The sequence below is a fragment of the Yersinia sp. J1 genome (genome assembly GCF_050586585.1).
GTDB classification, from domain to species: Bacteria; Pseudomonadota; Gammaproteobacteria; order Enterobacterales; family Enterobacteriaceae; genus Yersinia; species Yersinia entomophaga.
Map to the genome: position 1 here is coordinate 345,686 of NZ_JBOBDP010000002.1, position 24,399 is coordinate 370,084.

Below are 24,399 nucleotides of genomic sequence, written 5' to 3' on the forward strand. Positions count from 1 at the left end.
TTATGAGTGATCAAAAAGAGACCCAGGATCATAAAGATCAACTTGATGTGGTGAACCTGGCTGTCGATGCAGCGCAGTCTACTGCCGTTGAGCGCTCTGTCGCTGAACAGCCGGCCACCGCACAAGAAGCCTTTGAATTGAGCGCGGAAGAACGCGATGCCATCGAGCATGAAAAGCATCATTACGAAGATGCTCGTGCCGCGTCGATTGAAGCGCTGAAAATCGTACAGAAAAAACGCGGTTGGGTGCCAGACGGTGCGATTCACGCTATTGCTGAGGTGCTGGGTATTCCGGCTTCCGACGTTGAAGGCGTAGCCACTTTCTACAGCCAGATTTTCCGCCAGCCAGTTGGTCGCCATGTGATTCGTTACTGTGACAGCGTGGTTTGCCACATTACCGGTTATCAGGGCATTCAGGCGGCTATCGAGAAAAAGCTCAGCATCAAGCCGGGTCAGACCACTTTTGATGGTCGTTTCACGCTGCTGCCAACTTGCTGCTTGGGTAACTGTGACCGTGGTCCGACGATGATGATCGACGACGATACTCACAGCTACCTGAAGCCTGAAGAAATTGAAAAGTTACTGGAGCAATATCCATGACAAATCCTTCAGGTTTTACTCGTGAAATTATCCGTACCCCGGAAATGCATCCGCTGACCTGGCGTTTGCGTGATGACAAACAGCCGGTATGGCTTGATGAGTACCGCAGCAAAAATGGCTATGTCGGAGCAGAAAAAGCCTTAAAAGGCATGGCTCCGCCGGACGTCGTCAATCTGGTCAAAGATGCGGGTCTGAAAGGGCGCGGCGGCGCAGGTTTCTCCACCGGTTTAAAGTGGAGCCTGATGCCGAAAGACGAAAGCATGAACATCCGTTACCTGCTGTGTAACGCCGATGAAATGGAGCCGGGCACCTATAAAGACCGTCTGCTGATGGAGCAATTGCCTCATCTGCTGGTGGAAGGGATGCTGATCAGCGCCTTCGCGCTGAAAGCCTACCGGGGCTACATCTTCCTGCGTGGTGAATACATCGAAGCGGCGGTGCATTTGCGTCGCGCTATTGCCGAAGCGACCGAAGCCGGTTTGCTGGGCAAAAATATTATGGGCAGCGGTTTCGATTTCGAGCTGATTGTCCATACCGGTGCCGGTCGTTATATCTGCGGGGAAGAAACCGCGCTGATTAACTCACTGGAAGGCCGCCGCGCTAACCCACGTTCCAAGCCGCCTTTCCCTGCGTCTTCCGGCGTGTGGGGCAAACCGACCTGCGTCAACAATGTGGAAACCCTGTGTAACGTGCCGGCAATTTTGGAGCACGGCGTGGATTGGTATCAGGGAATCACCGCTGGCAAAAGTAACGATGCGGGTACCAAGCTGATGGGCTTCTCTGGTCGGGTGAAAAATCCGGGCCTATGGGAACTGCCGTTTGGTATTTCTGCTCGTGAAATTTTGGAAGATTACGCCGGTGGTATGCGTGACGGTTTGAAATTCAAAGCCTGGCAACCGGGCGGTGCGGGTACCGACTTCCTGACCGCCGATCATTTGGATCTGCCTATGGATTTCGAAAACATCGGCAAAGCGGGCAGTCGTTTAGGTACGGCGTTGGCAATGGCGGTGGATCACGAAATCGGTATGGTTTCGCTGGTACGTAATCTGGAAGAGTTCTTTGCCCGTGAGTCATGCGGCTGGTGTACTCCGTGCCGTGACGGTCTGCCGTGGAGTGTCAAAATTCTGCGTGCGCTGGAACGTGGCGAAGGCCAACCGGGTGACATCGAAACGCTGGAACAGCTTTGCCGCTTCTTAGGGCCGGGTAAAACCTTCTGTGCTCACGCGCCGGGCGCGGTTGAACCACTACAAAGCGCGATTAAATATTTCCGGGACGAATTTGAAGCCGGGATCGCGACTAAGGACTATGGCAATACCCGAGCCATAGCCGGTATTCAGCCTAACCTGTTAAAAGCGCGCTGGTAGCACTGATGCCCTTGCTATCTATAAATCGTTATAAGTAGCAAACAGTTATAAGCAGCAAGGGTCAGAATTTTTTGATTAACGCTTGTAAAAAGAACGGTTTCAAGGTCGTCGTGAGCGACGGTCAAACGAGGCAGAAATCAGTAAGAAAGAGCATTTCGGGCTGATTTTTGACGAAGTATCACCGAGCGCAACAGACCTTGAATGTGTTCTGACGCAAGCCACTTGGAAGCATGCTGATATGGCTACGATTCATGTAGACGGCAAAGAATATGATGTAAACGGGGCCGACAACCTGTTACAAGCCTGTCTCTCCCTGGGACTCGATATTCCTTATTTTTGCTGGCATCCGGCGCTGGGAAGCGTCGGCGCTTGCCGCCAATGTGCGGTAAAGCAATACCAAAACGCCGATGACACCCGTGGGCGTTTGGTTATGTCCTGTATGACCCCGGCCACCGATGGCACCTTTATTTCCATCGATGACGGCGAAGCAAAGCAGTTCCGCGAAAGCGTGGTTGAATGGTTAATGACTAACCATCCACACGATTGTCCGGTCTGTGAAGAAGGCGGTAACTGTCACCTGCAAGATATGACGGTGATGACCGGCCACAGCTTCCGTAAGTACCGTTTCAGTAAACGTACTCATCAGAATCAGGATCTCGGCCCGTTCATTTCCCACGAAATGAACCGCTGTATCGCCTGTTACCGCTGTGTGCGTTACTACAAAGACTATGCAGACGGCACTGATTTCGGCGTATATGGCGCGCATGACAACGTATATTTCGGTCGTACCGAAAGCGGCACCTTAGAAAGTGAGTTCTCCGGTAATCTGGTAGAAGTTTGCCCGACCGGCGTATTCACCGATAAAACCCACTCCGAGCGTTATAACCGGAAGTGGGATATGCAGTTTGCCCCAAGCATCTGCCAGCAGTGCAGCGTCGGTTGTAACACCAGCCCAGGCGAGCGCTATGGCGAACTGCGTCGTATCGAAAACCGCTATAACGGCAGCGTAAACCACTACTTTATGTGTGACCGTGGCCGCTTTGGTTATGGCTACGTCAACCTGAAAGATCGTCCGCGTCAGCCGCAGCAACGCCGTGGCAACGATTGGATCGCTCTCAACGCCGAACAGGCCATGCAGGGGGCGGCAGATATCCTGCGTCAGGCGAAGAAAACCATCGGTATCGGTTCCCCTCGCGCCAGTCTGGAAAGCAACTTTGCGCTGCGTGAACTGGTGGGGGCAGAAAACTATTACACCGGCATCGCCGCGGGCGAGCAACAGCGTCTGCAATTGATGCTGAAAGTGCTGACTGAGGGCGGCATCCACACTCCGGCGCTGCGTGAAATTGAAAGCTATGATGCGGTACTGGTTCTGGGTGAAGATTTGACCCAAACCGGCGCGCGCATTGCGCTGTCTGTGCGTCAGGCTGTGAAAGGCAAAGCCCGTGAAATGGCCGCTGCGCAAAAAGTTGCCGATTGGCAAATCGCCGCGATCATGAACATTGGCCAGCATGCCAAACATCCGCTGTTTATCACTAACGTTGATAACACCCGTATGGATGATATCGCTGCCTGGAACTACCGTGCGCCAGTGGACGATCAGGCACGTTTGGGCTTTGCTATTGCCCACGCGCTGGACGAGTCCGCGCCGGCAGTGGAAGACCTGTCAAAAGATCTGAAAGGTAAAGTGGATATCATCGTGCAGGCATTGGCCGGCGCGAGAAAACCGCTGATTATTACCGGTAGCAGCGCGGGTAGCGATGCAATCATCGAAGCGGCAGCCAACATCGCCAAGGCGCTGAAAGGCCGAGGATCTGACGTAGGCATTACCTTCGTCGCGGCAGCAGCTAATAGCATGGGGCTGGCGATGGTCGGCGGCGGTTCGCTGGATCAGGCGTTGGCTCAGTTAGCCAGCGGCGAAGCTGATACCGCAATCGTGATGGAAAACGATCTTTATCGTCATGCGGCGGCGGATCAGGTTGACGCGGCGTTAGCCAAAGCGGAAAACCTGATCGTGTTGGATCATCAGCGCACCACTATTATGGATAAAGCCAGTTTGATTCTGTCTGCGGCCAGCTTTGCTGAAAGCGATGGTACGCTGGTGAATCAGGAAGGTCGCGCGCAGCGTTTCTTCCAGGTTTACGATCCAAGCTACTACGACGAAAACGTGGTGATGTTGGAAAGCTGGCGTTGGCTGCATTCTCTACATTCGACCTACACTAGCCGCCACGTAGACTGGACTCAGCTGGATCACGTGATTCAGGCCTGTGTCAAAGCATTGCCGCAGTTGCAGGGTATCGTGGAAGCTGCGCCAGACGCGACTTTCCGTATCCGCGGTCAGAAACTGGCGCGTTCACCGCACCGTTACAGTGGCCGTACTGCGATGCGCGCCAACATCAGCGTGCACGAACCGCGTCAACCGCAAGACATCGATACGCCGTTTGCCTTCTCAATGGAAGGGAACAACAGTCCATTGGCCGATCGTCAGCAAATTCCGTTTGCCTGGGCGCCAGGTTGGAACTCACCGCAGGCGTGGAATAAATTCCAGGCTGAAGTGGGTGGAAAACTGCGCTTTGGCGATCCGGGCGTGCGCCTGATCGAAGCTGGGGAGGGCAGCCTGGCTTACTTCACCGGCGTACCGGCAGCCTTTGCGGCAAATGCCGACGGCTGGCGTGTGGCACCTTACTACCATCTGTTCGGTAGCGAAGAAATGTCTCAGCGTTCAGCGGTGATTCAACAGCGTATGCCAGCGCCTTATGTGATGGTCAATCCATCCGACGCAGCGCAACTGGGGGTTAACCTCGGTATGTTGGTCGAGTTCAACTGTTCTGGTCAGACGCTGCGTCTGCCGGTGCGTTTGAGTGAAACTTTGGCTCAGGGTCAGGTCGGCTTGCCGCTTGGCTTACCGGGCATTCCACCTATATTGGTGGGTACCCGCGTTGAGAACCTGCGGGAGGCGGTGCTATGAGCTGGTTTACCCCTGAATTGATCGAGATCCTGATCTCCGTCCTGAAAGCGGTAGTGATTCTGTTGGTGGTTGTCACCTGCGGCGCGTTTATGAGCTTCGGCGAGCGCCGCCTGCTGGGTCTGTTCCAGAACCGATACGGACCAAACCGTGTCGGTTGGGGCGGCTCACTGCAGCTGGTGGCCGACATGATCAAAATGTTCTTCAAAGAAGACTGGGTACCGCGCTTCGCAGACCGGGTAATTTTTACTCTGGCACCGGTTATCGCCTTTACCTCGTTGCTACTGTCTTTCGCTATCGTCCCGGTCAGTCCGACCTGGGCGGTTGCGGACCTCAACATCGGCATTCTGTTTTTCCTGATGATGGCCGGTCTGGCGGTGTACGCGGTACTGTTCGCCGGCTGGTCCAGTAATAACAAATATTCTCTGTTAGGGGCGATGCGTGCGTCAGCACAAACCCTGAGCTACGAAGTGTTCCTCGGCTTATCGCTGATGGGCGTGGTAGCGCAGGCAGGCTCGTTCAATATGCAGGATATTGTTAACTCTCAGGAACACGTCTGGAACGTTATCCCGCAGTTCTTTGGCTTCGTGACCTTTGCCATTGCGGGCGTTGCGGTTTGTCACCGTCATCCCTTTGACCAACCGGAAGCGGAACAAGAGCTGGCCGATGGTTACCACATTGAATATTCCGGTATGAAGTTCGGTTTGTTCTTCGTTGGCGAATACATCGGTATCGTGACCGTCTCTGCACTGATAGTCACCTTGTTCTTCGGTGGCTGGCAAGGCCCGTTCCTGCCGCCATTTATCTGGTTTGCGCTGAAAACGGCTTTCTTCATGGTGATGTTCATTCTGATCCGTGCATCTTTGCCGCGCCCACGTTATGACCAAGTGATGTCATTCGGCTGGAAAATTTGCCTGCCGTTGACTCTGCTGAATCTGCTGGCGACTGCCGCGGTCATTTTGTACAACGCTCAATAAGGGGTGAATGAACCATGACGTTGAAAGAGTTAGTGGTTGGTTTCGGCACCCAAGTGCGCAGCCTGTGGATGATTGGCCTTCATGCCTTCCACAAGCGTGAAACCCAAATGTATCCGGAAGAGCCGGTTTACCTGCCGCCGCGCTACCGTGGCCGTATCGTGCTAACCCGCGATCCGGACGGCGAAGAGCGCTGCGTAGCCTGTAATCTGTGCGCCGTGGCTTGCCCGGTGGGCTGTATCTCTCTGCAAAAAGCTGAGCAGAAAGATGGTCGCTGGTATCCGGAATTCTTCCGTATCAACTTCTCCCGCTGCATTTTCTGCGGCCTGTGTGAAGAAGCTTGCCCAACGACCGCTATCCAGCTCACGCCGGATTTCGAAATGGGTGAGTTTAAACGGCAGGATTTGGTCTACGAAAAAGAAGATTTGTTGATCTCGGGTCCGGGTAAATATCCGGAATATAACTTCTACCGGATGGCCGGTATGGCGATTGACGGCAAGCAGAAAGGCGAAGCCGAAAATGAAGCCAAACCGATCGACGTTAAAGGTCTGATGCCTTAAAGGAGCCGTTGATCATGGAATTTGCATTTTATATAGCAGCATTGGTAGCGGTAGTGGCGACAATTCGCGTCATTACCCATACCAACCCGGTACACGCCTTGTTGTACCTGATTATCTCTCTACTGGCGATTTCCGCTGTGTTCTTCTCACTGGGCGCGTATTTCGCCGGTGCGTTGGAGATCATCGTGTACGCCGGTGCCATTATGGTGCTGTTCGTCTTCGTGGTGATGATGCTGAACCTGGGCAACGTCGATGCGCAAGAACGTGCTTGGCTGAAACCGAGCGTCTGGATTGGCCCCGGTTTGCTGGCGCTGGTGCTGTTATCGGTACTGATTTATGCCATCAGCAGCGTATCCGATCAGGGTATCAGCGGCGAGATGGTTGACGCAAAAGCCGTAGGTATCAGCCTGTTTGGTCCGTACGTATTGGCGGTTGAGCTGGCTTCAATGCTGTTGCTGGCGGGTCTGGTTGTTGCGTTCCACATTGGCCGGGAACATAAACCCGGTGATGTGCTGAGCAGCGGCGATTCAGCGAAAAGAAAAACGGAGGAACAAGCATGATCCCTCTACAACATGGCCTTATTCTGGCGGCCATTCTGTTTGTGCTAGGGCTGTCTGGGTTGCTGATACGCCGCAACCTACTGTTTATGTTGATCAGTTTGGAAGTGATGATCAACGCGGCGGCGTTGGCCTTTGTGGTCGCGGGCAGTTATTGGGGTCAGGCTGACGGACAGGTGATGTATATCCTGGCGATTACGCTGGCAGCGGCGGAGGCCAGTATTGGCCTGGCATTGCTGCTTCAGCTGTATCGTCGCCGTCATACTCTGGATATTGATACAGTCAGTGAGATGCGCGGATGAACCTATTATATTTAACAATTCTGCTGCCACTGCTTGGTTTTCTGCTGTTGGCATTCTCCCGCGGTCGCTGGTCGGAAAATACTTCCGCCACCGTCGGAGTCGGCTCCATTGGTCTGGCTGCGCTGGTTACCGCTTACGTTGCGGTTGATTTCCTCAGCCAGAAAGCCACGGGCGTTCAGGTGTTTAACCAAACCCTGTGGAACTGGATGTCCGTTGGCGACTTCAGTATTCCATTGACCCTGACGCTGGACGGCCTGTCGCTGACCATGCTGTCGGTAGTGACCGGCGTGGGCTTCTTCATCCATATGTATGCCTCTTGGTATATGCGTGGGGAAGAAGGCTATTCCCGCTTCTTCGCTTATACCAACCTGTTTATCGCCAGTATGGTGGTCTTGGTATTGGCGGATAACCTGCTGCTGATGTATCTCGGCTGGGAAGGCGTGGGTCTGTGCAGTTACCTGCTGATCGGTTTCTACTACACCAATCCGGCGAATGGCGCGGCGGCCATGAAAGCCTTTATCGTGACTCGCGTAGGTGACGTATTCTTGGCTTTTGCGCTGTTCATCCTCTACAACGAATTGGGTACGCTGAATATTCGCGAACTGATGGTACTGGCACCGCAGCAGTTGGAAATGGGCTCCACCGCCATTACCTGGGCGACCTTGATGCTATTGGGCGGTGCAGTAGGTAAATCGGCGCAGTTGCCGTTGCAAACCTGGCTGGCCGATGCGATGGCAGGCCCGACGCCGGTTTCCGCGCTGATCCATGCGGCGACCATGGTTACCGCCGGTGTGTATCTGATTGCTCGTACTCACGGTCTGTTCCTGATGGCGCCGGACGTTCTGCATCTGGTGGGAATTATCGGTGCGGTTACGCTGGTACTGGCGGGCTTTGCGGCGCTGGTGCAAACCGACATCAAACGGGTTCTGGCTTATTCGACCATGAGCCAGATCGGTTACATGTTCCTGGCGCTGGGCGTTCAGGCGTGGGATGCAGCCATTTTCCACCTGATGACTCACGCCTTCTTCAAAGCCTTGCTGTTCCTCTCCTCCGGTTCAGTGATTCTGGCTTGTCACCACGAGCAAAATATCTTCAAAATGGGGGGGCTGCGTAAAAAAATCCCTCTGGTTTATATCTGCTTCTTGGTGGGCGGCGCGGCGCTGGCAGCATTGCCAATCGTCACCGCGGGCTTCTACAGTAAAGACGAAATCCTCTGGGGCGCACTGGCTACCGGCCATATCAACCTGATGGTTGCCGGTCTGGTGGGGGCGTTCCTGACGGCGCTGTATACCTTCCGCATGATCTTTATCGTGTTCCACGGCGAGGAAAAAACCAAAGCCCATCCGGTTACAGGTATGACTCATAACCTGCCATTGCTGGTGCTGCTGGTGCTGTCTACCTTTGTCGGCGCGTTGATCACACCACCGTTGGCGGGCGTATTGCCAGAACTTCATTTAGGTGAAGAAGGCAAAATGCCGCTGGAGATCTTCTCCGGGGTGATTGTGGTGATCGGCATTCTGCTGGCTGCGGCACTGTATCTGGGCAAACGTCAGTGGGTGAACAGCATCGGGCAAAGCGCGATTGGCCGTTTCTTCACCGTCTGGTGGTTCCACGCATGGGGCTTCGATTGGTTGTATCACAACCTGTTTGTAAAACCTTATCTGTGGATTGCACGCTTGCTACAGCGCGATCCGCTGAACTCACTGATGAATACGCCGGCATGGATTGCACGCTTGGGTAATCGCGGTTTGACGTTCAGTGAGAATGGTCAGGTGCGTTGGTACGTTGCCTCAATGGGTCTGGGTGCAGTTGTCATACTGGCTCTGTTGCTTTTCGTTTAGAAGCCTGAATAGGCTCTTTAATTAGGGACACAAAACGCCATGCTATTACCTTGGCTAATTCTTATCCCCTTTATCGGCGGTCTGCTGTGCTGGCAGTTTGAACGCTTCGGTACCAAGGTACCGCGCTGGATAGCGTTAATCGCGATGGGGCTGACGTTGGTACTTTCCCTGCAACTGTGGTTGCAGGGCGGCTATTCACTGACTAATCCGGCGGGCATTCCGCAGTGGCAGTCGGAGTTCTCCTTGCCGTGGATTCCACGCTTTGGCATTGAGTTCCATTTGGCACTGGACGGTCTGTCACTGCTGATGGTGGTGCTGACCGGCCTGCTGGGCGTACTGGCGATTCTTTGTTCGTGGCGTGAAATTCAGCGCTATCAGGGTTTCTTCCACCTGAACCTGCTATGGATTCTGGGTGGCGTCATCGGCGTGTTCCTCGCCATCGACATGTTCCTGTTCTTCTTCTTCTGGGAAATGATGTTGGTGCCGATGTACTTCCTGATTGCCTTGTGGGGTCACAAAGCGTCAGACGGTAAAACGCGTATCTCCGCCGCGACCAAGTTCTTCATTTATACCCAGGCCAGCGGCCTGATCATGTTGATTGCTATCCTGGGTCTGGTATTTGTGCATTACAAAGCCACCGGCGTCTGGACTTTCAACTATGAAAATCTACTGAAAACGCCGATGTCCCACGGTGTGGAATATCTGTTGATGCTCGGTTTCTTCATCGCTTTCGCGGTGAAAATGCCGGTGGTGCCGCTGCACGGCTGGTTGCCGGATGCGCACAGTCAGGCTCCAACCGCGGGTTCGGTGGATTTGGCCGGGATTCTGTTGAAAACCGCTGCTTACGGTTTGCTGCGCTTTAGCCTGCCGCTGTTCCCGAATGCTTCCCACGAGTTTGCGCCTATCGCTATGTGGCTGGGTGTTATTGGTATCTTCTACGGTGCGTGGATGGCGTTCTGCCAGACCGATATCAAACGTTTAATCGCTTACACCAGCGTGTCCCACATGGGCTTTGTATTGATTGCCATCTACACCGGCAGCCAGTTGGCTTATCAGGGCGCAGTGATTCAGATGATTGCCCACGGCCTGTCAGCCGCGGGTATGTTCATCATCTGTGGTCAATTATACGAACGTCTGCATACCCGCGATATGCGTCAGATGGGCGGCCTGTGGGGACGGATTAAGTACCTACCAGCGCTTTCCCTGTTCTTCGCGGTTGCGACGCTGGGGATGCCTGGCACCGGTAATTTCGTCGGCGAATTTATGATTTTGTTTGGCAGCTTCCAGGTCGTACCGGTGATTACTATCATCTCTACCTTTGGGCTGGTGTTTGCGTCGATTTATTCATTAATCATGATGCAGCGCGCTTACTATGGTGCGCCGAAATCGGAAGAAGCCTTGCCGGGTATGAGCCTGCGAGAACTGTCGATCGTGTTGCTGCTGGTGGTATTACTGGTGTTGTTGGGCCTTTACCCGCAACCGATTCTGGATACCTCTCATGCGGCGATGAGCAATGTACAGCAGTGGTTTAACGCTTCATCACCACTAGTTTCACCAAACATAACAACAAGGCCGTAATTCGCCATGACAATAACTCCTCAACAACTGATCGCAATGCTACCGCTGTTGATCGTCGGATTGACGGTGGTGGTTGTGATGCTGTCCATTGCGTGGCGACGCGATCATTTCCTGAACGCCACCCTGACGGTTATCGGGCTTAACCTGGCGCTGCTGTCTCTGTATTTCGTCGGGCAAGTCGAGCCAATGGATGTCACGCCGCTGATGCGGGTTGACGGCTACGCGATGTTCTATACCGGGCTGGTGATTATCGCCAGTCTGGCCACGGCGACCTTTGCCTATCCGTGGTTGGCAGGGTATCCGGATAACCGCGAAGAATTCTACCTACTGGTGCTGATTGCCACCTTGGGCGGCATTCTGTTAGCCAGTGCCAATCATTTGGCTTCGCTGTTCCTGGGTATCGAACTGGTTTCTCTGCCGCTGTTTGGTCTGATTGGCTATGCCTATCGCCAGAAGCGTTCACTGGAAGCCAGTATTAAGTATATGTTGCTGTCTGCGGCCGCATCGTCCTTCCTACTGTTCGGTATGGCGCTGTTGTATGCGGAATCCGGTAGCCTGTCCTTCGCCGGTCTGGGTAAAAGCCTGAGCGATTCTGTTATCCATCAACCGCTGATTCTGGCCGGTTTGGGGATGATGATCGTCGGTCTGGGCTTCAAACTGTCGCTGGTTCCTTTCCAGCTGTGGACGCCAGATGTGTATCAGGGTGCGCCTGCGCCGGTTTCCACCTTCTTGGCTACTGCCAGTAAGATCGCCATCTTCGCCGTAGTGATGCGTCTGTTTATGTATGCTCCAGCGGCGGACAGCGAAGTGGTTCGTCTGGTACTCTCGATCATCGCCGTTGCCTCTATTCTGTTTGGTAACCTGATGGCGATCAGCCAGAGCAATATCAAACGTCTGTTGGGTTACTCTTCCATTGCGCACCTCGGTTACTTGCTGATTGCGTTGGTGGCGGTGCAGACTCATCAGTTGGCGCTGGAAACCGTCGGTGTTTACATGGCCGGTTACCTGTTCAGCAGTCTGGGCGCTTTCGGCGTCGTTAGCCTGATGTCCAGCCCGTATAAAGGGCCGGATGCGGAATCCCTGTTCTCTTATCGCGGTCTGTTCTGGCATAAACCGATTCTGTCTGCGGTAATGACGGTGATGATGCTGTCTCTGGCCGGTATCCCGATGACGCTGGGCTTTATTGGTAAGTTCTTCGTTATTGCGATGGGCGTTAGCGCTAACCTGTGGTGGCTGACCGGTGCTGTAGTACTGGGGAGCGCCATTGGCCTTTATTACTACCTACGCGTCACCGTGAGCCTGTTCCTCAGCCCACCGGAGAAACTGGTGCGCGATACTCCAAGCAACTGGGCCTTAACTGCCGGTGGCGTTGTGGTGTTGATTTCTGCGATTCTGGTACTGTTCCTCGGTATCTACCCGCAGCCGTTGATTACGCTGGTACAAATGGCTCAGCCGATGTTCTGAGTCCGGCAATAATCCGCCAAACGGTGGGTTAACATGCTGAGATAAAACCCCTTGCCGAATTTCTGGCAAGGGGTTTTGCTTTTTGGGGGGAATGTCTACATCTCGTCGATAAATTAAAACCTGATTGGGTTTTCCCGATGGCCGAAGGCTGAGAAATAACAGTCTCTTAATTTTTCTGTTTCAGAGAGTTGGCTGGCGGGTGTACGGCAGGTGCCCTGCCTCGAACGGAGTTTTCTGCTAGAGAATTCAGGACAGAAGAGGGCACGCTAACCGATGCGGCCAAACCTAGGTACCGCCGAGATAAAATGACGTTAAATCATGTTTATTAATATTCTTATGCCAGAATATGGTCGTATTTGATCAGCAATCTTTATTTTTCGGATAAAGAATGGAATGTGTTTTCGAGGCTATTGATCACCGCACGCACGCGTGCTGCCCGTTGTACGTCTGGATGTAAAACCAGCCAGATATCCACGGGATCCTGCCGTTCAGGCCAGATTCGTACCAGATCCTCATCGTTATCCGCCAGAAAACAGGAAAGCAGTGCAATGCCTAACCCTTTTTGCGTGGCGGAACGCAGTAATATTTGCGAGTTGCTTTGCAAGACGACATTGGGTTGAACCAGCGTTTCACCGCATAAACTTTGCCAGTGGCGAGGAACGTCTTGTTGAGGGAACAGCAAGAGATCGTGACCGCGAAAGTGTTCGCCGGGTCGAGGGACGCCTCGCACAGCAATATATTCATGGGCGGCATATAAACCCATATTGATCGTCGCCAGCCGCTTAATGATTAACTCATTATTTTCAGGTCTATCGCCGCGAATGGCCAGATCGGCGCCGTGATGCGCCATATTGGTGATGTTAATGCTGGTTGCGACGCTATAACTGATATCTGGATGCTGCTGACGTAGCAATTTCAACGCGGGAAGAACAAATACTTCGGCCAGCGTATCCGTGGTGACAAGAGAAACCGTGCCCTGTAACCGGTCGTCGCCGTTGGCCGCTTTACGATTAATCGCCTCTGCCGCCCTTTCCATAGCAACAGCATCGGTTAGAAGCTGCTCACCCAATAAGCTAAGAGTGAAATGTTTTGGTGTGCGAATAAATAGCTTTGAATTTAAGGCATGTTCCAACGCTGAAATTCTACGCCCGACGGTAGCCTGATCGACATGTAGCTCACGCGCTGCCTGGCGCAGAGTTCCGGCACGCGCCACGGCGAGAAAGAATCGTGCGTCATCCCAGTTCATCAACTTTTCCTTTCGGTATCAGTTCGTTTATGCCTGTAAGTTTAATGTATAAATGCATCAAGATGATGCATTTATGTCTGTTTTGATGCAATTTTGCAGGCGTATAATCCAGAGCTTCTTTTGTTGTCTGTGACAAGGTATTCCCTTGTTGTTTCACCGTTTTAGGAGCCATTTATGTCTGTGGGAGTTGCCCCTGCTGCCCGTTATTTCCCGGTGCTGTGCTTTCTGGCGTTGGCGCTGACTGCGGCATTACTGAATAGCAGCGCGCCAACGCCGCTTTACCCGCTCTATCAGCAGCAACTGGGGCTCAATTCGGTCAGTTTGACAATGGTGTACGCCGCTTATGCCGCTGGCGTATTGATTTCGCTATTGGCGGTAGGGAATTTAGCGGGAAAGATTCGGGACCTTCGAATGATGATTGTGCCTGCTCTGGTCACGGTACTGGCTGGAGCCTGGCTGTTTGCTATTGCTGATACTTTTGGTCGCCTGTTTGTGGCGCGATTGCTGGCTGGAATTGGCACTGGCGCGCTAACCGGTGCGGCGAACCTGGCGCTGATCCGTTTTTGTCCGCCGGATGGCGGCAAGCGGGCGGCGTTAATTGCCACGCTTTCTTTTACCGCTGGGTTGGCCTTGGGGCCGATATTTAGTGGTGTAGCGTTACAAACCCATTTTCATCCTACGGTGCTCCCTTTTATTTTGATTATTGCTATGGCCGCGTTGGCAGCGGCAGGACTCACATTGGGCTGGCCGGAAACACGCGCCTTGCGGCATAAGAACATAAAGCTAACTTGCGGGGCCAGTGGTGCAGTGAAACCTGCCGGCGGTTTACTCAGTGGTCTCACCGCTACGGGAATGCGGTTTTTCTTATGCGCCGGTGCACTGTTTGTCTCTTGGGTGGTTGCCGCCAGTATTCTGGCTATCGGCCCGGCGATTGCAAAGCAACTGTTGTATTTACCGGGGCAAGGCGGATTTGGCTATGTGATTGCGGTCTATCTGCTGATTGCGGGTATCTGTCAGTTGGTCAGCCGTAGTATTCCTAGCCGTATTTCCCTGTATACCGGCTGTCTGGCTCAGGCGGTTGCGGTGATGACCTTTGCCGCTGCGTTGTATTTTCATTCATTGCTTTTGGGTGGCATCGGCATGGTCGTGACCGGCTACGCCTTTGGCGCCATCTTTGTCGGCAGTGCCGCGTTGGTGAATTTAATTTCACCTAAAGCCAGCCATGCCCCCTTGCTGTCGTTATTTTATGTGATCGCATACACCGCTAACTGGGTTCCCGTTGCATTGGGATGGATGATAGATCGCCACGGATTATTATCAGCAGCTAATCTTCTGTTCTGTCTGAGTTCGCCGGTTTGTTTGTTGCTGGCATGGGGGATAAAACGCGCCGCGTTCTTCGCTCATGAGTGATTTTTTGTGATTCAAGTCACGATATGATTTATTTTATTGCATTGTTACCATAATAAGCGTGATTTGAATCGCTATAAAATTCACCGATTCGGGTAAAATGCGCTCATTGCTACCTCCCGTTTATTGAACCGAACTTTATCGCGAGTGAATCCTGATGAACATTATCCTGATGATTGCTATCACTACCGGCGTGCTTTCCGGCATTTGGGGCTGGGTTGCTGTCACCTTGGGTTTGCTCAGTTGGGCGGGTTTTTTGGGCTGTACCGCTTATTTCGCCTGCCCACAGGGTGGAATAAAAGGATTGATTATCAGTTTGCTGACCTGCGCTAGCGGCATCTTTTGGGCAATGATGATTATTCAGGGCAGCGCATTACGGCCAGAGTGGACGATACTTGGCTACCTGTTGACCGGCGTCGTCGCATTTTTAATGTGCATTCAGGCCTGCCAGCAATGGCTGTCTTTTGTACCTGGAACCTTTATCGGCGCCTGCGCGACTTTTGCCGGTGGCGGCGATTGGAAGCTAGTTTCAGCCTCATTATTAATTGGATTGATATTTGGCTATGCCATGAAGAACAGCGGGCTATGGCTGGCGGCGAAAAGAGAGAAACTAAAGAATGAAGACAAGCAGCCAAGGGCAATGGATATCGAGCCAGAAAGCTGAAAAGTCGGTCATCGGGGCAGTTAAAACAAAAGGGCGACTATCCGCCCTTTTTGCTGGAATTTACAGTAAATGATTTGCGACTTTGATCACCAGTTTACGCAGTGGTGCCGGTTCGCTTAAGGTTCCCATCGGGCGGTGAAGTTCTCCTGGGAATAGCATCACCACATCGCCGGGTGTCAGCGTCAGCAGGGTTTCTTGCGTGATACCTTCGAACAGGCCGTAATCTTTCTCGCAATCAAAATCCATAGTAGGGCGCTGCCCTTGCGTACCCGGCGCCGCCCCAATCACTTCGCTTCCTTCCAGCAGAATATGCAAATCAATGTAATAACGGTGCAATTCAGGCAGTTGCTGAGCCAGGGGCTTAGTCTGACCGATAATGTGATTGAGATAGATTTCGCGGCCTTCCAGATCCAATTCCCCAGCGGGTAGAGCCGCTAAATCCATCTGGCAGAGGCGGGTCAGCGTGCGGCGAATAACCGCCGGATAAAGCGGGTTATTGGCGGCACTCTTCAGTTCATCCAATATCATAATAAGCCTTCTTTTTAGTAATGTGAAATTCAGGCGTGGCAGTGGGCGGTGTCGGCCTACTCTAATGCTGTGATGCAGTTTTGCACGACGCCAGCCAACGGCGGGGTAATATCAATCTTGATGATGTCCCGCTCCGCGGCGCCTGGGGCTTCCAGAGTGGCAAACTGGCTCTGTAATAGACTTTCCGGCATAAAATGTCCGGCGCGCTGCCGCATTCTGGCCAGCACCAGCGAATAATCGCCGGTTAACCATAGAAATTGAATATCCTGATTGCCAGCGCGTAGTCGGTCACGATACTGCTTTTTCAGAGAGGAACAGACTAAAAAACCGGTTTCATTTTTCTGTTGCAGGCTGTAAGCCACGTCACTCAAACGTTCTAGCCAGGGAGCGCGATCCTGATCGTTGAGCGGCTGGCCCGAGGCCATTTTCTGGATATTGGCGCGTGGGTGTAAATCGTCACCATCGATGAATTTGGCATTCAGCCGTAAGGCCAGCGCCTGACCGACGCAGGATTTACCGGTTCCTGCAACGCCCATAACAATAATGCATTTGCCTGTCATCATTTTCCCCTGTCACTCATTCCCAGTGGCTTAGGCACCACCGCAAGTCACATTCACTGAGGCCAGTCGGCTTAAACCGCGACCAGCATACCGCCGTCGATGAAAAGTAAATGACCGTTGACGAAATCGGAGGCTTTGGACGACAGGTAAACCGCCGCGCCAATTAGTTCTTCCGGATTTCCCCAACGGGCGGCAGGAGTGCGTTTACACAGCCAGTCGGTAAAGGCTTTGTCTTCCACCAAGGCTTTAGTCATATCGGTTTTGAAATATCCCGGAGCAATGCCATTCACCTGAATATTATGACGAGCCAACTCCACGCACATGCCGCGGGTCAGCATTTTCACTGCGCCTTTAGACGCTGCGTAAGGCGTAATAGTGTCGCGGCCTAATTCACTTTGCATTGAGCAAATATTAATGATTTTTCCGCTTTGGCGTTTGACCATATAACGAGAAACGGCCTGAGAAACCAGAAATACTGATTTTTGGTTGACCGCAATGACGTCATCCCAGTCTTTTTCCGGAAATTCGGTAAAAGCATGACGGCGTTGAATTCCGGCATTATTAATTAATATATCGATAGCACCTATCTGATTTTCTATTTGCTCAATGGCCTGATTCACCGCATCGTGGTCGGTGACGTTAAAGGCTGCGGCGTGGGCAATGAAACCGGCGTCACGCAGCTGCGCCACGGCGCTTTCAGCGCGCTCCGTAGTAATATCGTTAATAATTATCTCAGCACCAAATTCGGCTAACCCTTTAGCTAATAAAAAACCAATGCCTTGGGCGGAACCGGTGATTAACACCTTACGATTTTCCAATGAGAATAAGTTTTTCATGGTGCATTCCTGATAGCGCCGTGAGCGCGATTATTCGGTAAAGGGTTTCGCCAACGGTGAGGTTGAGTAACCGGTTTTATTTTTCTGGTAAATAGACAGAAAGTTTTTGTTAAATTATCCGTAGCCGTGAATAAGTTGATTTATATAAATCAACGCGGCCTGCCTTCAGGCGACATTATTATTCACAGTTCGGTATTGTTTTAGCTCAGTATTGTTATTTGACCTGAAAATTGAATTCCTTTCATTTGACCAAGGTATTTATTTATCTGGTGATGGTTTGAAATCTGTCATCATCAAACCGTTTTTTAGCAGGGTAAACCGTGATTAAGATCACTTTAAATTATGTTACGCCGAGCTGTTACTCTTTACGTGAGCTTTATCCCTTTTGGCTAAACAAAAAGGCTGGAAAGATAAGGATTGAGGAAGGGAAGATGGTGGGTAATGAAACTAACCTATTGATAAAACGTTGGCTTAATAATAAAAATCCTATCTGTTATGCCATTTTAAGCCAGTAACATGCTTTTCATTACCCCAGCTAACAGGGCATAATCGATTCAACTCCATTCGCCTTATTCCGTCAGGTATCTCCCATGAAAAATCAGCGTGTTACGTTACAAGACATTGCGTTACTGGCAGGAGTGACGAAAATGACCGTTAGCCGTTACCTGCGCACGCCGAAAAAGGTCGCGCCTGAGACCGCTGCCCGCATTGCGCAGGTCATGGTTGAAGTGAACTATGCCGATGGTCATGAAGGCGAGGGGCGCGCTAACCAGCATAATCCTCGCATCGGTATTTTGGTACCTTCCTTTAATAACCAGATTTTTTCCGATTTACTGGCGGGTATTGAATCTGTCACCGCCGGAAATGGCTATCAAACGTTGGTGGTTAACTATAACTATAATAAAGATCGTGAAGAAGAACAGATCATCAACCTGCTTTCCTGCCAGATATCCGGCCTGATTTTGACTGATTCTGAACATACTTTACGTGCAGATAAATATTTGAATGCTGCTGAAATTCCTATTGCGCAGGTGATGGATTTAGAGCCTCAACCTAATCGAATTACAGTTGGTTTTAATAATTATCAGGCCGCCTATGATATGACTTCCACGCTCATTGCCAGTGGTAAACAGCATATTGTCTGGTTTGGTTCGATGTCGGATGTACGTGATCGTAAACGTTATCAGGGATACAGCCAGGCGATGGAAGACGCGCAGCTATCACCTTTGCATATCACTCCTAACAAAGTGTCATCGGTATCTATAGGTTCTGGCATGTTGGCATTGGCGCGACAAATGTATCCGCAGATGGATGCGATCTTTTGTACTAACGATGATATGGCGGTTGGCGTGTTACAGGAATGCCTGAAGCTGGGTATCGCGATACCGGCTGAAATGGCGATTTCCGGCTTTCACGGGTTGGATATTGGTCAGGCAACTACGCCCGTTTTGGCCAGCGTGACTACTCCGCGCTATGAAATGGGTAAAGTAGCCGCAGAAATCTTAATCAAGAAAATCAAAAGTATTCCTACTATCGAACAGGTGGATCTTCATTATCGCATTTCTCTGGGTGGGACTATTTGATATCCGCGATAATCATTGCTGCCTGAACCCGTTAAATGCTTTCAGTCCGAATCATGTCCGATAACCGTGGGTATGTAGTGGTATCGCCACGTTGGTTATTGGCTACTGATTATCTGGCAATTGATAATATTGCAAGCGAATAAATTGATTTATGGTTAAAGGAATTCGTTGAATGGAAATATTATACCGACGCAATGATAGCCAGCTCACGTTGCAGGTAACACGTTTTCTTAACATGATTTACAGTGACCAGTATCACAAAATAAAGTATTGAAAAAAGGTTTTATAACGGCATCGACAAAATAAACGGAACAGAAAGAAATTAGCCGTGGATGATTAAAAACATTAAGAACAGCGATGTAATTAAATCATCCAATCATTGTTTAATAATGGCTAACTGCTTCGGTTATTTTTTATTTTATTTTACTGTCAGGTGCTCAATGATGAAAAAAAACCAACCGGCCGTGCTGATTATTGCTCCAGTAATGGATTATCTGACCGATAAACTGGACGCTAACTTTACCGTTCATAAACTGTATCTATTGGATGATGCCGCCAGTTTTCTGCGTGAACAGGGAGGGAATATCAAAGGTGTGGTAACCCGCGGTGATATTGGAATAAGCAATGAAGTTATGGCGCAACTGATTAATTTAGAGATTATCTCAATCTTTGGCGTCGGTACTGATGCCGTCGATTTGGAATATACTCGCGAGCGAAATATTATTGTGACCAATACGCCGGGCGTGCTGACTGATGACGTCGCAGACACCGCTTTGGGGCTGATTATCACCACCTGCCGCCGTTTCTGTCAGGCCGATAAATTCCTGCGTGCTGGGCAGTGGCCGAAAAGCAGTTTGCCGCTGTCGACAAAAGTAACCGGCAAGCGCCTGGGGATTTTTGGCATGGGACGCATAGGCCGCGCTATTGCGCGCCGTGCCGCCGGTTTCGACATGCAAATTGCCTATACCGATAATACTCACGATCGTGAATTGCCTTATCAGTTTGTGCCCGACCTGATCGATTTAGCGCGTCAAAGCGATATTTTGGTGATTGCCATTTCCGGAGGGAAAGACAGCGGCGGTCTGATTGATGCCAAAGTGTTTGCCGCCATGCCGGAACATGCCATTCTGATTAATATTGCCCGTGGCAATATGGTGAATCAGGATGATCTGATTGCGGCGCTACAGCAAAAAACTATCGGCGGAGCCGGATTGGATGTGTTCGCTAACGAACCTCATGTGCCGCAGGCATTAATCGAGTTGGAAAACGTGGTGCTATTGCCACATATTGCCAGCGCCACCGTTGAAACGCGTATGCAAATGAGCGACATGGTATTTTCTAATATCTCTGCTTATTTCTCTGAGCAACCGGTACCGACGGCGATTAAGTATTCATTAGTTTGAGTTGATTCGTATCAGGGTTAATTAATTTAGCCCTCTCGAAATAATAATAAAAATAAATTATCACATCGTGCATTTTAAAATAACTGGCAAATTAATTCTAATTTGCTGACGGTATTCTCTGCGCCAGCCATCCGAATCGCAGAGTAAATATTGCTATAGAAGAGGCGTGTTCAATATGGACAGTAAGATTCCTAATGCCCGTTGGTTCCGCATTATTGTTCCCATCATGATTGCCTGTATTATTTCCTTTATGGACCGGGTTAATATCAGCTTCGCATTACCCGGTGGAATGGAAAGCGACCTGGGTATTACCAGCCAGATGGCTGGTTTAGCCGGCGGCATCTTCTTTATTGGTTATTTATTTCTGCAAGTCCCTGGAGGGCGTATTGCGGTACACGGCAGCGGGCGTAAATTTATCGCTTATTCCCTGTGCGCCTGGGCGGTCGTATCCATTCTGACCGGATTTGTGACCAATCATTATCAGTTATTATTCCTACGCTTTGTTCTGGGCGTCTCTGAAGGCGGCATGTTGCCAGTGGTACTGACCATGGTGAGTAATTGGTTTCCCGAGCGTGAAATTGGCCGAGCTAACGCTTTTGTGATGATGTTTGCACCTATCGGCGGCATGTTCACCGCGCCGCTTTCTGGCTATATCATTAATATATTGGACTGGCGCTGGTTATTTATTCTGGAAGGCACGCTATCCGCTATTGTATTAGTGATGTGGTGGTTTGTGATTAGCGATCGCCCGGAAGAGGCTAAGTGGCTCTCTGAAAAAGAGCGTGATTATCTGGTGACTGAATTAGCCCGTGAACGCGCCGAAAAGATGCATAATAAACTGGTCACCCATGCGCCGCTGAAAGCCGTATTTCAGAATAAAGGTCTAATGAAACTGGTGGCACTTAATTTCTTTTACCAAACCGGTGATTATGGTTATACCCTGTGGTTACCTACCATATTAAAAAATCTGACCGGTGGAAATATGGCGTCGGTTGGCGTATTAGCCATATTGCCTTTTATTGCGACAACTTTAGGTATTTACGCTATTTCCTATCTATCGGATAAAACCGGTAAGCGCCGTTTGTTTATTATGCTTTCCCTGTTCTGTTTTGCCGCTGGATTAATCACGTCGGTCATATTCCGCCATAACGTGATGGTGTCCTATCTGTCCCTGGTGTTCTGCGGTTTCTTCCTTAAAGCCGCGACCAGCCCGTTCTGGTCTATCCCCGGCCGAATTGCTATTCCGGAAGTGGCCGGTGGGGCGCGTGGAGTGATTAATGGTTTAGGTAATTTGGGGGGATTCTGCGGCCCGTATCTGGTGGGCGTCGTGATGTTTTTCTACGGTCAAAGCGCGGCGGTTTGCATGCTGGCGGGGTCGCTGGTCATTGCCGGTTTGATTACGCTATCCCTGCCAAAAGACTGCGATTTGAATGTGGCTCCCAAGGAAAAAAAACCTGTCGATAGCGCGTTAGCTAAAGTGAAAACCGTTTGAATCAGGCGGATTGGGCGCTGAGAGTGCCCAACCTGCTGCCGGAGATGACTATGAACTTATCCCAACAAATTGCCTTATGTCAGCAACACTTACAGGTACTGCAGTTTTCCCATTTCAACCATCAGCTAGCCTGGTCGCTAGGCGAAAGCATCAGGCAACGCGCCGAGCGGCAACATCTTGCGCTGGCGATAGAAATCAATGTGAATCATCAGTGTATTTTCAGTTATGCCATGGCAGGAACCACGCCGGAAAATCAGGACTGGCTGCGCCGGAAACGGAATGTGGTGGAGTTACTGAATATCAGCTCTTACGAGGCCGGGCTGATGTTGCAACAGCGGCAAACCACGCTTAGCGAGCGCTACGGCGTTAATCCACGGGATTATGCCGCACTGGGTGGTGGTTTTCCCTTGCAGATTAGGCAATCGGGCGTGATTGGCAGCATCAATGTATCGGGCGCCCCGCATCTGGATGATCATGAGTTCCTCCTGCTGACGCTATCTGAGTTTATCGGTTTGCCTGCGGGCAGCGTGGAATCCCTCCGCGAGCTGGACAATACGCTATGACGATAAATCCAACGGTGGAACGAGTTACTCAGCGAATTGCCGCTCGCTCTCTGGCTACCCGAAGCGCCTATTTGCAGCGCATAGCGGCGGCAAAGGAGTGCCGAGTACGCCGTTCTCTGCTGGGCTGTGGCAATCTGGCTCACGGTTTTGCAGCCTGCCAGCCGGAGGATAAAACTGCGCTAAAAAATCAGCTAAGCAGCGATATCGCCATTATTACGTCTTATAACGATATGTTGTCCGCCCATCAACCTTATGCCGATTACCCGAGTCAGATCAAAGCTGCTTTGCATCAGGTGGGTGCGGTGGGGCAGGTGGCGGGTGGCGTACCGGCGATGTGTGATGGCGTCACTCAAGGGCAGGATGGCATGGAGCTTTCCCTGATGAGCCGGGATGTGATTGCCATGTCTGCTGCCGTGGGGCTTTCTCACAATATGTTCGATGGCGCACTGTATCTGGGGGTGTGCGATAAAATTGTGCCTGGTCTGCTGATGGCGGCGTTGTCTTTTGGTCATCTGCCAGCGATTTTTGTCCCGGCGGGGCCGATGGGAAGCGGTTTACCGAATAAAGAGAAAGTGCGTATTCGCCAGCTCTACGCCGAGGGGAAAACGGATAGACAGGCTCTGTTGGAAGTTGAGGCGGCGTCTTATCACGGTGCCGGTACCTGTACCTTTTATGGTACTGCTAATTCCAATCAGATGGTGATGGAGGTTATGGGGCTGCATTTGCCTGGGGCGTCTTTTATCCAGCCGGACGATCCTTTGCGCGAAGCCTTGACCGCAGCGGCGGCACGGCAAATTACGCGACTAACCGAAGTCAGCGGGCAGTATTTACCATTGGGAAAATTGGTGGATGAAAAGGTTATCGTCAACGGCATTGTGGCTTTGTTAGCGACCGGCGGGTCGACAAACCACACCTTGCATTTGGTGGCTATGGCGCGGGCGGCGGGGATCATCATTAATTGGGATGATTTCTCCGATTTGTCGAACTGTATTCCTCAGCTTTGCCGAATTTATCCCAATGGCCCGGCGGATATTAATCATTTTCAGGCTGCAGGTGGCGTCGCGCTTTTAGTGCGGGAACTACTGCAGGGCGGTTTGCTGCATCCTGACGTTGAAACCGTGGCGGGCTTTGGCCTACGGCGTTATACCCAAGAGCCTTATCTCTCCGCGGGAGAACTGTTTTGGCGTGAAGGTGTGGCAAAATCTCTGGATCGAGCGGTGATTGCTGACTTATTGCAGCCTTTCGCCATTCACGGTGGTACCAAGGTGATGAGCGGTAATCTGGGAAGAGGGGTGATGAAAACCTCGGCGGTTCCTGCGGAATATCAGGTTATTGAAGGGCCAGCGCTAGTATTTGATAGTCAGCATCAGGTACAGCCTGCCTTTGATGCGGGATTGCTCAATCAGGATTGCGTGGTGGTGGTGCGTTATCAAGGGCCAAAAGCGGTAGGAATGCCGGAATTACATAAATTGATGCCACCGCTGGGCGTGTTATTGGATCGCGGCTTTAAAGTGGCTTTGGTGACCGATGGTCGATTGTCTGGCGCATCCGGGAAAGTCCCTGCGGCGATTCACGTTACGCCGGAGGCCTACTGTGGCGGACTGTTGGCAAAAATCCGCAGCGGCGATCGAGTACGAGTGAACGGGCATACCGGTGAGCTAACGCTGTTGGTCGATGAATCCGAGTTGGAGAGACGCCAACCCGAGGAGCCAGATTTATCCCGCTTTCATCTTGGCTGCGGGCGCGAGCTGTTCGGTGCGTTACGGGAAAGCTTATCCGGTGCCGAGCAGGGAGCCTGTTGTATTCGGTTTTAGCAATAAAAAACGGCGAGTGCGCGTTATCACCTTCGCCGTTTTGCCGTGGTCGCAGCTGATTGCCCGTCACGCATGGCGAGCGTTAACGGATTGTTATTCAAT

General features: G+C 51.5%; 21 protein-coding genes. 17 read left to right on the top strand and 4 right to left on the bottom strand.

What is annotated here, in order from left to right:
• Positions 1-2 precede the first annotated feature (2 nt).
• From nuoE to nuoN, 10 genes are all read left to right on the top strand, one after another.
• Entirely contained in the window at positions 3-599 is a 597-nt protein-coding gene (gene nuoE / locus ACQ4OC_RS06275) for an NADH-quinone oxidoreductase subunit NuoE (RefSeq protein WP_235600984.1), read from the top strand.
• On the top strand, positions 596-1,963 hold the full coding sequence (nuoF, locus tag ACQ4OC_RS06280) for an NADH-quinone oxidoreductase subunit NuoF (protein ID WP_064517223.1): 1,368 nt from the start codon (positions 596-598) through the stop codon (positions 1,961-1,963). Before nuoE ends, nuoF begins: the two co-directional genes overlap by 4 nt.
• A 238-nt stretch (positions 1,964-2,201) precedes the next feature.
• On the top strand, positions 2,202-4,928 hold the full coding sequence (nuoG, locus tag ACQ4OC_RS06285) for an NADH-quinone oxidoreductase subunit NuoG (protein WP_120805893.1): 2,727 nt from the start codon (positions 2,202-2,204) through the stop codon (positions 4,926-4,928).
• Positions 4,925-5,902: an NADH-quinone oxidoreductase subunit NuoH gene (nuoH, locus tag ACQ4OC_RS06290; RefSeq protein WP_064517229.1), complete on the top strand. Its 978-nt coding sequence runs from the start codon at positions 4,925-4,927 to the stop codon at positions 5,900-5,902. The genes nuoG and nuoH overlap by 4 nt, the downstream gene beginning before the upstream one ends.
• A gap of 14 nt (positions 5,903-5,916) precedes the next feature.
• Entirely contained in the window at positions 5,917-6,459 is a 543-nt protein-coding gene (gene nuoI, locus ACQ4OC_RS06295; protein ID WP_049597035.1) for an NADH-quinone oxidoreductase subunit NuoI, read from the top strand.
• Between the two features lie 14 nt (positions 6,460-6,473).
• The gene (gene nuoJ, locus ACQ4OC_RS06300; RefSeq protein ID WP_049597036.1) at positions 6,474-7,019 is read left to right on the top strand and encodes an NADH-quinone oxidoreductase subunit J; all 546 of its coding nucleotides are present in this window, start codon (positions 6,474-6,476) and stop codon (positions 7,017-7,019) included.
• Complete coding sequence (gene nuoK, locus ACQ4OC_RS06305; RefSeq protein WP_038244227.1) at positions 7,016-7,318, top strand: NADH-quinone oxidoreductase subunit NuoK; 303 nt, start codon at positions 7,016-7,018, stop codon at positions 7,316-7,318. The genes nuoJ and nuoK overlap by 4 nt, the downstream gene beginning before the upstream one ends.
• Positions 7,315-9,159, top strand: coding sequence for an NADH-quinone oxidoreductase subunit L (nuoL, locus tag ACQ4OC_RS06310; RefSeq protein ID WP_064517232.1), 1,845 nt, complete (start codon positions 7,315-7,317; stop codon positions 9,157-9,159). Before nuoK ends, nuoL begins: the two co-directional genes overlap by 4 nt.
• 39 nt (positions 9,160-9,198) lie before the next feature.
• The gene (gene nuoM / locus ACQ4OC_RS06315) at positions 9,199-10,737 is read left to right on the top strand and encodes an NADH-quinone oxidoreductase subunit M (RefSeq protein ID WP_064517235.1); all 1,539 of its coding nucleotides are present in this window, start codon (positions 9,199-9,201) and stop codon (positions 10,735-10,737) included.
• A gap of 6 nt (positions 10,738-10,743) precedes the next feature.
• Positions 10,744-12,201, top strand: a complete 1,458-nt coding sequence (nuoN, locus tag ACQ4OC_RS06320) for an NADH-quinone oxidoreductase subunit NuoN (protein ID WP_049597039.1) — start codon at positions 10,744-10,746, stop codon at positions 12,199-12,201.
• A gap of 370 nt (positions 12,202-12,571) precedes the next feature.
• Here nuoN and ACQ4OC_RS06325 read toward each other — a convergent pair whose 3' ends face one another.
• On the bottom strand, positions 12,572-13,450 hold the full coding sequence (locus ACQ4OC_RS06325) for a LysR family transcriptional regulator (protein WP_064517239.1): 879 nt from the start codon (positions 13,448-13,450) through the stop codon (positions 12,572-12,574).
• A 171-nt stretch (positions 13,451-13,621) separates the two neighbouring features.
• Here ACQ4OC_RS06325 and ACQ4OC_RS06330 point away from each other — a divergent pair, with 171 nt between their 5' ends.
• Both ACQ4OC_RS06330 and ACQ4OC_RS06335 read left to right on the top strand, forming a co-directional pair.
• Positions 13,622-14,857 (top strand): MFS transporter, encoded by a 1,236-nt coding sequence (locus ACQ4OC_RS06330; RefSeq protein ID WP_064517245.1) that lies wholly within the window; start codon positions 13,622-13,624, stop codon positions 14,855-14,857.
• Positions 14,858-15,011: 154 nt separating this feature from the next.
• Positions 15,012-15,518 carry a DUF1097 domain-containing protein gene (locus ACQ4OC_RS06335; protein WP_120805899.1) on the top strand — a complete coding sequence of 169 codons (507 nt, stop codon included), beginning with the start codon at positions 15,012-15,014 and terminating at the stop codon, positions 15,516-15,518.
• A 60-nt stretch (positions 15,519-15,578) separates the two neighbouring features.
• Here ACQ4OC_RS06335 and ACQ4OC_RS06340 read toward each other — a convergent pair whose 3' ends face one another.
• The 3 genes from ACQ4OC_RS06340 to idnO all read right to left on the bottom strand — a co-directional run bounded on the left by ACQ4OC_RS06340 (position 15,579) and on the right by idnO (position 17,442).
• Positions 15,579-16,046: a YhcH/YjgK/YiaL family protein gene (locus tag ACQ4OC_RS06340; protein ID WP_430971022.1), complete on the bottom strand. Its 468-nt coding sequence runs from the start codon at positions 16,044-16,046 to the stop codon at positions 15,579-15,581.
• 56 nt (positions 16,047-16,102) lie between these two features.
• Entirely contained in the window at positions 16,103-16,606 is a 504-nt protein-coding gene (locus ACQ4OC_RS06345) for a gluconokinase (protein WP_120805903.1), read from the bottom strand.
• 71 nt (positions 16,607-16,677) lie between these two features.
• Positions 16,678-17,442, bottom strand: coding sequence for a gluconate 5-dehydrogenase (gene idnO, locus ACQ4OC_RS06350; RefSeq protein ID WP_064517256.1), 765 nt, complete (start codon positions 17,440-17,442; stop codon positions 16,678-16,680).
• 590 nt (positions 17,443-18,032) lie between these two features.
• On the opposite strand from idnO, the gene ACQ4OC_RS06355 reads away from it, so the two are divergent.
• The 5 genes from ACQ4OC_RS06355 to edd all read left to right on the top strand — a co-directional run bounded on the left by ACQ4OC_RS06355 (position 18,033) and on the right by edd (position 24,297).
• Entirely contained in the window at positions 18,033-19,025 is a 993-nt protein-coding gene (locus tag ACQ4OC_RS06355; RefSeq protein WP_120805905.1) for a substrate-binding domain-containing protein, read from the top strand.
• Positions 19,026-19,468: 443 nt separating this feature from the next.
• The gene (locus ACQ4OC_RS06360; protein ID WP_064517261.1) at positions 19,469-20,428 is read left to right on the top strand and encodes a 2-hydroxyacid dehydrogenase; all 960 of its coding nucleotides are present in this window, start codon (positions 19,469-19,471) and stop codon (positions 20,426-20,428) included.
• 175 nt (positions 20,429-20,603) lie between these two features.
• Positions 20,604-21,920, top strand: coding sequence for an MFS transporter (locus ACQ4OC_RS06365; RefSeq protein ID WP_064517264.1), 1,317 nt, complete (start codon positions 20,604-20,606; stop codon positions 21,918-21,920).
• A 50-nt stretch (positions 21,921-21,970) separates the two neighbouring features.
• The gene (locus ACQ4OC_RS06370) at positions 21,971-22,483 is read left to right on the top strand and encodes a heme-degrading domain-containing protein (RefSeq protein ID WP_064518509.1); all 513 of its coding nucleotides are present in this window, start codon (positions 21,971-21,973) and stop codon (positions 22,481-22,483) included.
• 2 nt (positions 22,484-22,485) lie between these two features.
• Positions 22,486-24,297, top strand: a complete 1,812-nt coding sequence (edd, locus tag ACQ4OC_RS06375) for a phosphogluconate dehydratase (RefSeq protein WP_201030834.1) — start codon at positions 22,486-22,488, stop codon at positions 24,295-24,297.
• Positions 24,298-24,399: the final 102 nt, after the last annotated feature.

Bases quoted from the DNA above. Each gene is read 5' to 3' on its own strand.
- ACQ4OC_RS06345 (WP_120805903.1), bottom strand. From the start codon at position 16,606: ATGACAGGCAAATGCATTATTGTTATGGGCGTTGCAGGAACCGGTAAA.
- ACQ4OC_RS06365 (WP_064517264.1), top strand. From the start codon at position 20,604: ATGGACAGTAAGATTCCTAATGCCCGTTGGTTCCGCATTATTGTTCCC.
- nuoH (WP_064517229.1), top strand. From the start codon at position 4,925: ATGAGCTGGTTTACCCCTGAATTGATCGAGATCCTGATCTCCGTCCTG.
- nuoF (WP_064517223.1), top strand. From the start codon at position 596: ATGACAAATCCTTCAGGTTTTACTCGTGAAATTATCCGTACCCCGGAA.
- ACQ4OC_RS06330 (WP_064517245.1), top strand. From the start codon at position 13,622: ATGTCTGTGGGAGTTGCCCCTGCTGCCCGTTATTTCCCGGTGCTGTGC.
- nuoL (WP_064517232.1), top strand. From the start codon at position 7,315: ATGAACCTATTATATTTAACAATTCTGCTGCCACTGCTTGGTTTTCTG.
- ACQ4OC_RS06370 (WP_064518509.1), top strand. From the start codon at position 21,971: ATGAACTTATCCCAACAAATTGCCTTATGTCAGCAACACTTACAGGTA.
- nuoN (WP_049597039.1), top strand. From the start codon at position 10,744: ATGACAATAACTCCTCAACAACTGATCGCAATGCTACCGCTGTTGATC.
- nuoE (WP_235600984.1), top strand. From the start codon at position 3: ATGAGTGATCAAAAAGAGACCCAGGATCATAAAGATCAACTTGATGTG.
- nuoM (WP_064517235.1), top strand. From the start codon at position 9,199: ATGCTATTACCTTGGCTAATTCTTATCCCCTTTATCGGCGGTCTGCTG.
- idnO (WP_064517256.1), bottom strand. From the start codon at position 17,442: ATGAAAAACTTATTCTCATTGGAAAATCGTAAGGTGTTAATCACCGGT.
- nuoK (WP_038244227.1), top strand. From the start codon at position 7,016: ATGATCCCTCTACAACATGGCCTTATTCTGGCGGCCATTCTGTTTGTG.
- ACQ4OC_RS06340 (WP_430971022.1), bottom strand. From the start codon at position 16,046: ATGATATTGGATGAACTGAAGAGTGCCGCCAATAACCCGCTTTATCCG.
- ACQ4OC_RS06355 (WP_120805905.1), top strand. From the start codon at position 18,033: ATGAAAAATCAGCGTGTTACGTTACAAGACATTGCGTTACTGGCAGGA.
- nuoI (WP_049597035.1), top strand. From the start codon at position 5,917: ATGACGTTGAAAGAGTTAGTGGTTGGTTTCGGCACCCAAGTGCGCAGC.
- ACQ4OC_RS06335 (WP_120805899.1), top strand. From the start codon at position 15,012: ATGAACATTATCCTGATGATTGCTATCACTACCGGCGTGCTTTCCGGC.
- nuoG (WP_120805893.1), top strand. From the start codon at position 2,202: ATGGCTACGATTCATGTAGACGGCAAAGAATATGATGTAAACGGGGCC.
- ACQ4OC_RS06360 (WP_064517261.1), top strand. From the start codon at position 19,469: ATGAAAAAAAACCAACCGGCCGTGCTGATTATTGCTCCAGTAATGGAT.
- nuoJ (WP_049597036.1), top strand. From the start codon at position 6,474: ATGGAATTTGCATTTTATATAGCAGCATTGGTAGCGGTAGTGGCGACA.